Source organism: Methylobacterium aerolatum (genome assembly GCF_022179085.1).
Lineage (GTDB): Bacteria > Pseudomonadota > Alphaproteobacteria > Rhizobiales > Beijerinckiaceae > Methylobacterium > Methylobacterium aerolatum.
This window is the reverse complement of sequence record NZ_BPQE01000017.1, coordinates 233130-245476: the sequence shown is the minus strand read 5'-3', so window position 1 is coordinate 245476 and position 12347 is coordinate 233130. Positions and strand designations below refer to the sequence as shown.

Genomic DNA, 12347 nt, shown 5'->3' with positions numbered 1-12347 from the left:
GCGAGCAGGTTGTTGAAGTCGTGCGCGAGGCCGCCGGTGAGTTGTCCGACCGCCTCCATCTTCTGCGACTGCCGCAGGGCCTCCTCCGTCTTTGCCAGCGCCTCGGCTTGCCGCTTGCTCTCGGTCACGTCGCGTACGGAAGAGTAGATCAGCCCGTCGCGCGGCACGGCGTTCCAGGACAGCCAGACGTAGCTGCCGTCCTTGCGGCGGTAGCGGTTCTCGAACGTGAGCTGCGCCTCCCCGCGCGACAGACCCTCCGCCGCCGCCACGGTCGCCTCGACGTCGTCGGGGTGGACGAGATCGAGGAACGGGCGCGCCTTCATCTCGGCATCGGTCCAGCCGAGCGTTTGCGGCCAGGCCGGGTTGAGGCCGACGAAGTAGCCGTCGAAATTGGCCACGCACAGCAGGTCGGACGAGGCCTGCCAGATCTGGTCGCGCTCGGCGGTCCGGGCGGCGACTTGGCGGGCGAGGTGGGCCTCGGTCTGCACCCGGACGGTCACGTCCTGCACGAAGATGTGGAAGCCGTCGACGCGAGCGTCGGCGTCCCGGCGCGGCAGGTATCGGATCTCGGCGACGCGGGGACGCCCGTCGCGGTGGGGCCAGTCCATCTCAAAGGTGACGGGTTCACCCGCGAGGGCCCGGTCGATGTACGGCCGACGTGCCGCGTAGGCGTCCGGCCCGAGCAGGTCCCGGACGTCCCGGCCGACAATCTCGCCGGCGGGGATAAAGAACCAGTCGACATAGGCCTCGTTGGCGAAGCGGTAGACGTGGTCCGCGCCGATGAAGGCGATAAGCACCGGAAGGGCGTCAGCGATCAGGCGCAACTCGCGCTCGCCGGCCTCGGCGCGCTGCTCGACATGGCGCCTCTCGGTGATGTCCGAGAAGAAGATCGCGACCCGGTGCGCGGAGGGTTCGCCGGTGCGCAGGGCCCTGACGTCGAACCAACGCCCGAACACGTCGGCGTAATGCTCGAAGTGGGCGGGCTCACCGGTCAGCGCGACTTGGCCGTAGGTGTCGAACCAGTGCCGCTCCAGGTCCGGCGCGAACTCGCTCACCCACCTGCCGGCGACGTCTGCTCCGGTCTGCGCGACGAAGGCGGGGTTGGCCTCGACGATGCGGTAGTCGATGGCGCGTTCGCCCTCGAACTTCATCTCGACGATGCAGAACCCGACCTCGATGCTCTCGAACAGGGTCCGGTAGCGCGCCTCGTTCTCGCGCAGAGCGACCTCCGCGCGTGTGCGCTCCGTGACGTCGTGGCCCTCGACGAAGATGCCCTCGACCCGCCCGTCCGGGCCGGCGACCGGTTGATAGACGAAGTCGAGGTAGCGCTCCGTGATCGCCCCTCCCGCGACGGGCTGGAGATCGAGCCTGGCACCCGTCGCCGTGTGAGGTCGGCCGGTGCGGAACACCTCGTCGAGCAGGTCGACGTAACCCTGGGCGGCAGCCTCCGGCAGTGCCTCCGCCACGGTACGGTCGGCCACGTCGCGACCGTCGACGATGCGTTGGTAGGCCGCGTTGGTCAGCGTGAAGCGGTGCTCGGGGCCGCTCAGGAGGGCGATGAAGCTCGGGGCCTGCTCGAACATCTGCGCGAGGGAGGCCGAATGCCCACGCAACCGGCGAACCTCGGCTTCCAGTTCCTCGCGGGACATCGTTCCCGGGTCCGGTGTGGGTGCGTGCATGATGGCTCGATAGTTTCCGACCGCTTCGCCCGCGACGGGTCGGAAGACGCAAACTCAATGATGTGGTGGCACGGTCGGAAATGGCGGCCGACCGCAGCGGCGCGTGCGGTCAGGACGCGTTGATCGGACCAGGTGGCTGCGGTGCCGGCGGCTCCGTCGGCGGATCGCCCTCGGGCGGCGCCGGGTCCGGCGGCGGGTCGCCGATGGGTGGCAACGGCTCGTCCCCCGGGCGTGGCGTGTCCGATTGCATGACCTTGTCCCCTTGGCGCGTCCGGCTGGCGCCGAACGACAACGCGCGCGGTCCCTGGCGGATGCGCACTCGGCCGACGCTTTCAACCGCGTGCATCACCCGTCAGCCGAACGTCAGTGCCAACCGCTCCCGCAGGGCCTTGCGCAGGGCCCGGCTGAGGTCGGCCACCGAATAGGGCTTGCCCAGCAGCGGGAAGCCGTCGGTGCCCTCGAAGGCCAGCACGTGGCTGTAGCCGGAGGTCAGAACGACCGGCAAATAGGGCCACCGCCGCCGGATCTCCCTGGCCAGGTCGACCCCGTTCATGCCGGGCATCACCACGTCGGAGAAGACCACCTCGAACCGCTGGCCTGAAGCTTCGATCTCCGCCAGGGCGGCCTGGGCGTCTTTCACCCAGACGGCCTGGTAACCGAGTTCGCCGAGCGCTTGCGTGGCGAAGGCGCCGACTTCGACGTTGTCCTCGACGACCAGGACCGGGGTGCCGTGGCCTTCGGGCAGGGGTCCAGGATCGTCACGCGCGGGTTCCCGAGCCGAGCCATCGGCGGAGCGGGGGAGAAACAGGGTGAAGGTGGTCCCGGCGCCGACCTCGCTATCGACCGCGACGTCGCCGCCCGACTGCTTGGCGAAGCCGAACACTTGGCTCAGGCCCAGCCCGGTGCCGTGGCCTACGCCCTTCGTCGTGAAGAACGGCTCGAAGATGCGTTCGAGCAAGTCAGGCTCGATGCCGCCGCCGGTGTCGGAGACCGACACGGCCACGAAGTCGCCCGGCACTGCCGGGTGCGAGCGCAAGGTCGGGATGCGGGCGGCGCGCCTGACCGCGATGCGCAACCGACCCTCGCCCTGCATCGCGTCGCGGGCATTCACCACGAGGTTCACCAGCGCGGTGTCGAACTGGCTCGGGTCGGCATCGACGTGGCAGGGCAGCCGCTCGCCGTCCGCATCCTGGCCGGCATCGGTGTCGGTTTCAACGCGGATGCGCGCGCCGGTGAGCGTGCGCACCATGTCGGCGATGGCGGCCACCGACTGCGCGGCATCGAATACGGTCGGGCGCAGCGCCTGCCGTCGCGCAAACGCGAGCAACTGGCTGGTCAACTTGGCGGCACGGTCGACCGTGTCGGATATGGCGTCGACGTAGCGGCTCCGGCGCTCCTCACTCAGGCTCGGGCGCTTCAGGAGGTCGGTGGAGGATTTGATGACGGTCAGCAGGTTATTGAAATCGTGCGCGACGCCGCCTGTCAGCTGCCCGACCGCTTCCATTTTCTGCGATTGACGCAACTGCTCCTCAAGGGCCCGACGCTCGGTCACGTCCCGGCCGGTGGCGTGGAAGCGGTCCCCCTGCGGGATGGCGTTCCACGAGATCCAGCGGTGGCCGCCGTCCGCCGTCCTGAAGCGGACGTCTAGGTCGGAGAGGGGCAGGCCGGCGCGCAGCATATCGAAGGCGCGTGACGCGGCCTCCTGATCGTCCGCATGCACGAGGCTGTCGATGCGCACCCCGACGAGGCTGCCGGCCGGCCAGCCGAGCGTCTCGGTCCAGGCCGGGCCGACGGCGCGGATACTCCCGTCGAGACCACAGACGACGAGCAGGTCGCGGCTCGTCCGCCAGACCAGGTCGCGTTCGACCAGGTTGTCGCGGTCCCGGGCCTCCCGCCGCTCCTCGCCCTCCTGCCTGACTGTGGCGTCCTCGAACAGCACGGCGACCCGGTTCTGCACCTGGCTGCCGATGCGCACCGCATGCACGTCGAACACGCGCCCCAGCCGGGACGCCGCGCCCCTGAACCGCGCGTCGCGTCCCGTGCGGGCGACCTCGCCGTAGGTGTCGAACCAGTGCCGCTCAAGCTCGGGTTCGAGCTCGCGCATCCAGCGGCCCTCGGCGTTCGCGAGCCCGGACTGGCGCTCGAAGGCGGCGTTGACCTCGACGAAGCGGTAGTCCTCGGCCCGGCCTTCCCCGTCGAACCGCATCTCGATGATGCAAAACCCGGCCTCGCCGTCCTCCAGCAGGCTGCGGAAGGAGGCGCCCCGCCGGACGGCGTTGCCCTCCTGCTCGTTGCCCTCCTGCTCACGGAAACGCGTGAGGTCGAGTTGGCTGCCGAAGAAGAACAGCAGCTCGCCGTGCGGGCCGAAGACCGGGCTGACGTAGAGCTCGTTGACGAAGGGGCTGCCGTCGCGCCGGTAGTTCAACAACTCCACGACCACGTCCCGCCGTGCCGCGATGGCATCCCGGATGCGGGCGACGTGGGCCGGGTCGGTCTCCGGACCCTGGAGGAAGCGGCAGTTACGTCCGATCAACTCCTCCGCCGCGTAGCCGGAAAGTTCCAGGAAGGCGCGGTTGGCGAAGACGATGGGGTTGTCGGGGAGGTTCGGGTCGGTGACGATCATCGCCATCCGCGTCTTGTCGGCGGCGGTGAACAGCAGATCGGGCCTGAGGGTCCCGACGCCGGCCTCGCTGGCGGTCGAAGGTGCGTGCGGTTCCTGACCGGCACGCAGGCGGGCGACCTCCGCCAGCAACTCGCTCTCGCGCCGGCGCAGCCGCTCGACCTCCCCCCGAAGATCCTCGATGCTCATGGCCTGGATCTCTAAAGGGCGTCCATTCGGGAACCAACGCCCTCGGGGGCGCCGGGACGGAAATCGGATGCGGCCTTTGGTCGGGTCGAGGCCTCGTGCGGTTTGGCCGAACAGGAAGTCGACGTCATGATCGGCTTTTGGTCCTCGCCGACACGGCCCGGTCGATGGCGGCGTGGAAGCGGCTTTCAATGAATGGGCGTTCGACGAAGGGAACGTGCCCGGGCAAGGCCTCTGGGCGAGGCGTCACTTGTGCCGACACGACGACGACGGCCACGTCCGACCGACGGCGGATGACCTCGCGCGCGAGCGCCAGGCCGTCCATCGTGCCCGGCATGCGCACGTCGGTGATCATCAGGGTGACCGTGCCGTCCAGACGTTCCAGCGCCTGGGCGGCGTTTCCGGCCTCGACAACGGCGTAGCCCTTCGCTTCGAGGAGGTCGCGGACCTCCAAGCGGAAGAGCATCTCGTCCTCGACCACCAAGGCCTTCTTCGCGTCCGGGGCATCCGTCATGGCGAGCGGCAACGGCCCGCGCGATCCTTCGTTGCGTCGCCCCGTCAAACGACCGCCTGGAAATCAGCCAGCGCCGCCTCGACGACGCATGCCACACCCTCCGGGCGGTAGTCGAGGGCAAGGCTGGCGTTGACTTGTGCCGTCAGCCCACGCTCGATCAGCCGCGACCCGAACCCTTTTCGCGATGGCGGCACGACCGGTGGACCGCCAATTTCCATCCATGCGATGCGCAGCCGCGGCGCATCTCCCGGCCCAACCAGCGAGGCCGTCAACGCGACCCTGCCGTGGGGTACGGACAGGGAGCCGTACTTGACCGCGTTGGTGGTCAACTCATGCAGGGTCAGGGCAAGGGACAAGGCGGCCTTGCCGCCGATCTCGACGTCCGGCCCCTCGAACGCGACGCGCCGCCCCGCCGATTCCTGGACACCGACCCCCTCCCGGACCACTGCCGCCAGGGAGGCGCTCTCGGCAGCGCCGCCGAGGAGCACGTCGTGCGCCTTGCCGAGCGCGACCAGCCGGCTGCCCAGAACCTCGCGCGCTGCCTCCATGTCGGTGGCGCCGCGCAGGGTCGAGGCGGCGATGGCCTGCACCATCGCCAGCAGGTTTTTCATGCGGTGCGAGAGCTCCTGGTTGAGCAGGTCCTGCCGTTCCTCGGCCCGGCGGCGGGTGTCGATGTCGGACACGGCGACGACCGCGCCGACCACCGTGCCGGCCTCGTCGCGCATCGGCGCACCCGCGATCTCGATCCAGAGCCGGGTGCCGTCGCCACGCTGGTACTCGCAGCGCATCTCGGCGTGTTCCATTCCCTCTCGGATGATGCGGCTGAGCGGGTAATCGGCGGCCTCGACCGGCCGGCCGTCCTCGTGGAAGGCGACCCATTCGCCGTAGCTGTCGGCGTTGGGCGACGGCAGGATGGGATGGCGGAGGATCTCCTCCAGCCGCCGGTTGCCGGCGACGATGCGACCGGACGGCGCCTCCGCGAACAGTATGCCGACCGGTACCGTGTCGAGCACGGCCCGCAACGTCGCCTCGCTGGCTTGCAGGGCCTGGCGGGCGCGGTGCTGTTCCGTGAGGTCGCGCGTGACGGTGCCGTAGCCGAGCTTGCGCCCGTCAGCGTCGCGCACGGGAAAGAGGTTGTACAAGACCGGGACCGCCACCCCGGTGACCACGTGGCGGAAGTGCAGTTCGCCTTCCCAGAAGCCGTCCCGCTCCGCCGCCGGCAGAACCTCGTCGAGGACGCGCGCGCGCTCCTCCGGCACGAAGTAGTCTACGATGGGCATGGCCCTGGCCGTGGCGAGGTCGGGAAGGCCGATGAGGCGTCGGCCGGCCTCGTTGACGAAGTCGACGCTCCCGTCGGGGGCGGCCAGGCCGATGAAGTCCTGGCTCTGCTCGACCAGGGCGGCGAGGCGGCGTGTCTCGGCATCGGCCCGGCGCTGGTCGCCGACGTCGACCAGCACGGTCACCGCGGCCTGGATCGCGCCCTCGGCATCGCGCACGGGTCCGCTCGACACCTCCAGGAGGCGAACCTCGCCCGTCGCGGCGTTGCGGTAGCGCATCTCCTCGCCCCGCACCGTCTCGCCCTTCCGCAGGGCGCGGAGGGTCGGGTACTCGGCCGGCTCGTACCTTTGACCGTCCGGGTGCAGGGCGCCGTAGGAGACGTAGCGGGCGTCGCCCTCCGTCCCGAGCCCATGGCCGAGGATCTCCTCGGCCTTGGCGTTCAACGACGATGGCATGCCGGCCTCGGCTCCGGCGATGGAGATGCCGACGGGGGCCTGACGGAAGATCGACTCCAGCAAGCCGCGCTCAATCCCGAGGCGGCGCTCGCTCTCCCTCATCGCGTCCTCGGCCCGCTTGCGCTCGGTCAGGTCGAGCATCGCGCCGATCATTCGGCAGGCCCGGCCCTGGGCGTCACGCATGACGTGGCCGCGGTCGAGGACATGCGCGTAGGAGCCGTCCGCGCGGCGGAAGCGGTACTCGTCCGTCCAGGTCGTGCCGACGCCGTCGATGACGGCGTGGATCGACGCGTCGATGCGGGCGCGGTCCTCGGGATGGATCTGCGCGATCCACCAGTCGCCGGTCGGCTCGACCGTCTCGGGTGCATGGCCGTAGGCCTCGGTGAGGGCCTCGTTCCAGAGAACGTGGTTGGCGGCGAGGTCCCAGTCCCAAATCGCGTCGTTGGTGGCCCGGGCCGCAAGCCTGTAGCGGTCCTGGCTCTCCTGCAGGCGGGCGGCGGCTTCCTTCTGCTCCGTCCGGTCGCGCAGGATCTTCACGAATCCGATTGCGGCGCCTGCCTCGTCGCGCAGGACCATCATCTCGCCGTTGGCCCAGAAGCGCTCACCGTCGCGGCGCAGGTGCCAGCGCTCGTCGATGCCGGTGCCCTTCTCAAGGGCCGACTGCATCTCCATGGCCGGGATGCCGTCGCGCCGGTCCTCGGGCGTGAAGAACGCGTCGGCGGTCTGGCCGCACATTTCCTCGGGACGCCAGCCGAGGATGCGGGTCGCGCCGGCGTTCCAGTCCGTGATCCGGCCGTCGAGGTCGAGCAGGATGATGGCATAGTCCTGCGCACTGTCGAACACGGCGCGGCGCCGGTACTCGGTCAGGGCTGCCGCTCGGTTGGCGGCGCGCTCGCCGGCCTCGGCAAGGCCGGAGGCGACGGAACCGGCGAGGACGCCGAGAACCTGTAGGTCCTCCTTCGCGAACGCGCCCAGGCGGCTCGATTGCAGCTTCAGGACACCGACCACGACCCCGCCGCGGCGGACGGGCACCAGCATGCACGAGCGCTGGCGAAGCCGCTCGGCCAGTTCAGGATCGACCCGGTCATCGCTCAGGACATCGGGGACGAGGAGCGGGACGCCTTCCCTGTAGCAGGCACCCGCGAGGCTTCCCCGGAGCGGGACGCGAAGGCCGAGATGCGGCGCGAGGCTCTCCGTGACGGCGCGGTAGACCAGGGTATCCCCCTCGCGGATCTCGACCGTGCCGGCCTCGGCGGCGGGGACGGCGCGCATCGCGCCGGCAAGCACGGCCCGGAAGCTCTCGTCGAGGTCGCCACCCGCCGCAGCGACGCCGGCCAGGGTCACGGCGACAGCCTCGCCCTGACGCCCGGCGCGGTCCCGGTCCGACCTGGAGCGGCGCAGCAGGAGCTGGTCCATGACCTGGCGGGCGAGCGCCTCCAGGTCCGCAACCTGTTCCGTGGAGAGGCCCCCCGGGCGCGGGACGTGGTCAATCACGCACAGGCTGCCGAGCACCTGCCCGTCGGGCGTGCGGATGGGCGCGCCTGCGTAGAAGCGTAGGTTCGGCTCGCCGGTCACCAGCGGGTTGGCGCGGGTGCGCGCGTCGCGTGTGAGGTCCGGGATCTGCAGCACGCCGGGTTCGGACAGCACAAATTTGCACACCGAGCGGTCGAGGTCCGTCTCGCAGGGCGGGAAGCCGGCGCGGGCCTTGAACCACTGGCGGTCGCGGTCGACCAGGCTGACGAGTGCCACCGGCGCCGCGCAGAGGCGGCGAGCGAGATGGACGATGTCGTCGAACCCGCGCTCGGGCGGGGTGTCGAGGATGTCGAACGCGGCGAGCGCGGCCAGCCGCGCGTCTTCCTCGATCCGGGCGGGCCGCATGACCTGGTTCACGGGGTCGCGTCCTTCACGAGCACGGACGGGGGACGCAGCCGTTCCGGCTCGCCGACGTCGACGGCGACGATGCGGCCGCTCGGGGCGTAGACGGCGCCCATCACCTCCTCGAAGTGCTTCCGCACGGCGGCGTGGCACTCGCACGAGCCGGCCTCGGCGCGCTCCCTGTCCGGAAGGGTGATGCGTCCGTGGCCGATGGCGATCAGGCGGTCGCGCTGCATCCGCCCGAGCACCTCGGTCAGGTAGGCGCGGCGCACCCCGAGCATGTCGGCCAGGAGCTCGTGGGTGACAGGGAGTTCGGGCGTGCCGATCCGGTCCTGCAGGGTTAGGAGCCAGCGCAGGCAGCGCCGCTCGATGGTGTGGGCGGCGTTGCAGGCGACCGACTGCAGGACCTGCGCCAGCAGGCAGTCGGCGTAGCGCACGAACAGGTCGCGGATGCCCTTCGAGGCCTGCTTGGCCTCCGACAGACGCGCGGCGTCGATCCGGATGACCGGGCCGCCGACCTGGACGACCGCCTGTCCGAATGCCGGTAGGTAACCGTGGCTGACGACCCCGCCCATCGCGCCCTCGCGACCGACCGTGGCGGTCTCGACGGACTTCCCGTCCATGAGCGGCACCACCAAGGTGACGACGCAATGATGCGCGGGGAAGGTGACGTGACTGACGTCGTCGCCGGCACGGAACAACACGTCGCCGCGCCGGACCTCTCGGCGTTCGGCGTACGGTGCCAGGAGGGCGCGGTCGGCCGCGTCGAGGGCTTCGAGCAGCAGGTTGCCGTCGATGGGGGGCGAAGGTCGGATGTTCACGGGGATGGTCGCAGTGCTGGCCGTCGGGTTGTCCACTAGCGGACTTCCTGGCGGGAAGATGTCCGATACCTGACAAGTGACGCCAAAGTCGTCCAGGGAGGCGCCGTTTTCCCGAGCTGACGGAGGCTTCGTCACCTCCGAACGGTCAGGGTTGTCGGTTGAGGTCAGGAAGCCGACGCCGCGGAGGGGGGAACCTGTCTGGCCACGAGCGGTGCAGGCAGACGGAACCGGAAGGTCGTGCCCCGGTCGACGGCGCTCGTCACGGTCAGCACGGCGCCCTGTCGCTCGACGAGGTCGCGACACAGTAGCAGACCGAGCCCGCTTCCCCGCTCGCCCGCCGTGCCGTTCGTAGTGGTCCGCCTGTCCAGCCGGAACAGGTCGTCGACCTTGCCAGGCGGCATGCCGACCCCGGTATCCGTAACGGAGATCTCGACGTCGTCCCCATCCTGGCGGCCCGCGACGGAAATGGTCCCGCCGGGCAGCGTGAACTTGACGGCATTGCCGACAAGGTTGCGCAACACCGTGGTCAGCATGTCCCGCTGCGCACGGACGATGATCCCGCCGCAGGAAACCTCGATGGTCAGCCCCTTGTCCGAGGCGGCTTCCGCCGCGCCCCGCACCACCTCGTTGGTCACGGCTTCGAGGTCGACGTCGGTCAGGGTGACCGCCATCGTATCCATCTGCAGGCTCGCCCAGGAGAACAGGCTTTCCAGCAAGGCGTAGGCTTGCGTCGCCGCCTCGTGGATACCCTTCGCCCGACGCTCGATGGAGGCGGGCTCGCGCGCCGCGACAGCTTTCCCGAGAACCTCCGACAGGCCAAGGAGAGCCTGGAACGGGTTGCGCAGGTCGTGGGCGATGATCGAGAACAGCAACGACTTCTGTCTGTTCAGCGTGTCGAGTTCGAGCGACTTCGCCTCCGCCTCGCGCCGCGCGGCGGCGAGCTCGTCCTGGAACGCCCGACGCGCCTCGGCGAAGCGTATCGCCCGGGCGAGGCCTGAGGGCGTGACCTCGGCCTTGTCGAGGTAGTCCAACGCGCCGGCTCGCATCAGCCGGGTCGCGAGCTCCGGGTCGGCCTCGCCGGTCAGCATCAGCACCGCCCGCGCCTCGCCCTCCGCCGCGAGCAACGTCTTGAGCAGAGCGAAGGTGTCGATGCCCGGCAGCCGGTAGTCGAGCAGCACGCAGTCGAAGGTCGCCTCGGAGGCGATGCGCTGGCCTTCCTCGCCGCCGGACGCCTCGGTCAGGGTATGCTTGAGCCCCGACTTGGCGAGCGCCCGCCGGACGGCCGCACGGTCGACCGCATCGTCGTCGATCAGGAGGATGCGGGTCGGGTTCGTCACAGCGAAGACTATGCAGGAAACTCGACGACCTTCCAGTAGTGCTCCAGCAACGCCACCGCCTCCATGAAGGTGTTGGCCGGATCGCGCTTGACGATGTAGCCGGCCACGTTGTGCCCGTAGGCGCGCATCCGGTCCTCGTCCGCCTTCGACGTGGTGATCATGAACACCACCGCCGAGCGCAGGTCCTCGTCGGCGCGCACCGCCTCCAGGAACTCGATGCCGTTCATGCGCGGCATGTTCAGGTCGAGCAGGATCAGGTGCGGCTTCGGCAGCCGCTCACGTCCGTTCTCGCCGCGCAGGATCTCCAGGGCCTCGATGCCGTCGCGGGCGACGGTGATCGGATTGCCGATCTTGCTCTTCTTGAAGGCGCGCTTGAGCCCCTGGACGTCGACCTCGTCGTCGTCGACCAGCAGGATGTTAACCGTCGAGCTCATCCGCCTGTCCCTTCCGGCCGTCGCGCGGCCACGTGAAATGCACCGCCAGCCCGCGCCCGTCCGGCCCATCGGCGAGCCAGACCTTTCCGCCCTGACGGTCGACCAGCTTGCGCACGATGGCGAGCCCCATGCCGCTGCCCTCGACCTCGTCGCGGGGCTTGAGCGTCTGGAACATGCCGAACACGCGCTCGCGGAACTGTTCGGGAATGCCGGGGCCGTCGTCTGTCACGACGAACTCGACCACGTCCCCTGCCGACCTCGCCTCGACCCGGATGTGTCCCTCGGCCGGCCGGTCGTGGTGCTTGATGGCGTTGCCGATCAGGTTCTGCAAGGCCTGGGTCAACGGGGCCCGTGCCGCCTGTAACGTCGGCAGGGACGCATCGGCCGTTATGGCGAAGCCCTCTGGAGGGCTGACCAGCACGGCAAGTTCCTCGACGAGGGCCTTCGTGTTCACCGTGTCCATCGTCGCGTCGGCCCGCCCCGCCCGCGAGTAGGCGAGGAGGTCGTCAAGTAGGCTGTCGAGCCGCCGAACCCTACTCTTAAGGAGCTCCATGTTGGTCCGGACGTCGCCGGTCAGGGAGTCTTCCAGGTCCTCCTCGATCCACCCGACGAGGTTCTCGATGCCGCGCAGCGGCGCCTTCAGGTCGTGGGAGGCGACATAGGCGAACTGCTCCAGTTCCTCGTTCGAGCGGCGCAGGTCGATGGCGTGGCGCGCGAGCCGGCGCTCCATCCCCTTGCGCTCGGTGATGTCGGTGTTGGTCCCGAACCAGCGCAGGATGCGTCCGTCCGGCCCGCGATGGGGTTGGGCCAGCGACAGGAACCAGCGGTACTCGCCGTCGGCGCCGCGGAGCGGGAATGTGTCCTTCCACGGCTCGCCCGTCCGGAACGCCTCGGCGATGCGGTCCACCACGCGCTCGACGTGGTCGGGGTGGTGGACGTCGCGCCAACCCCAACCCCTCATCTGCTCGATGGTGGTTCCGGTGTAGTCGTACCAGCGTCGGTTGTACCAGATGATGTCGCCGCTCGGCTCGGCGACCCAAGCCATCTGCGGCAGCGCGTCCGCAAGGGCGCGGAAGTCGTCCGTGGTCAGGTTCGCGGCACGCTCCACGCGCGGGTCTCCTTGGCGATGGGCTCGGAATGCGGCCGGA

General features: G+C 69.9%; 8 protein-coding genes. All 8 read right to left on the bottom strand.

What is annotated here, in order from left to right:
* Window positions 1-1649, bottom strand: a 1649-nt coding sequence (locus MFF06_RS13050) for a PAS domain-containing protein (protein WP_238204450.1), incomplete at its 3' end; no start/stop codon positions are given.
* Window positions 1650-2031: 382 nt separating this feature from the next.
* Window positions 2032-4488: a PAS domain S-box protein gene (locus MFF06_RS13045; protein ID WP_283207271.1), complete on the bottom strand. Its 2457-nt coding sequence runs from the start codon at window positions 4486-4488 to the stop codon at window positions 2032-2034.
* A gap of 124 nt (window positions 4489-4612) precedes the next feature.
* On the bottom strand, window positions 4613-5011 hold the full coding sequence (locus MFF06_RS13035; protein ID WP_238204448.1) for a response regulator: 399 nt from the start codon (window positions 5009-5011) through the stop codon (window positions 4613-4615).
* 32 nt (window positions 5012-5043) lie between these two features.
* Window positions 5044-8622, bottom strand: coding sequence for a PAS domain S-box protein (locus tag MFF06_RS13030; RefSeq protein WP_370876532.1), 3579 nt, complete (start codon window positions 8620-8622; stop codon window positions 5044-5046).
* Window positions 8619-9428 (bottom strand): Crp/Fnr family transcriptional regulator, encoded by an 810-nt coding sequence (locus MFF06_RS13025; RefSeq protein ID WP_238204446.1) that lies wholly within the window; start codon window positions 9426-9428, stop codon window positions 8619-8621. The genes MFF06_RS13030 and MFF06_RS13025 overlap by 4 nt, the downstream gene beginning before the upstream one ends.
* 164 nt (window positions 9429-9592) lie before the next feature.
* Window positions 9593-10765, bottom strand: a complete 1173-nt coding sequence (locus tag MFF06_RS13020) for a hybrid sensor histidine kinase/response regulator (RefSeq protein ID WP_238204444.1) — start codon at window positions 10763-10765, stop codon at window positions 9593-9595.
* A gap of 8 nt (window positions 10766-10773) precedes the next feature.
* Complete coding sequence (locus MFF06_RS13015) at window positions 10774-11199, bottom strand: response regulator (RefSeq protein ID WP_238204442.1); 426 nt, start codon at window positions 11197-11199, stop codon at window positions 10774-10776.
* Entirely contained in the window at window positions 11183-12307 is a 1125-nt protein-coding gene (locus MFF06_RS13010; protein ID WP_238204440.1) for a sensor histidine kinase, read from the bottom strand. Before MFF06_RS13010 ends, MFF06_RS13015 begins: the two co-directional genes overlap by 17 nt.
* Between the last annotated feature and the right edge of the window lie 40 nt (window positions 12308-12347).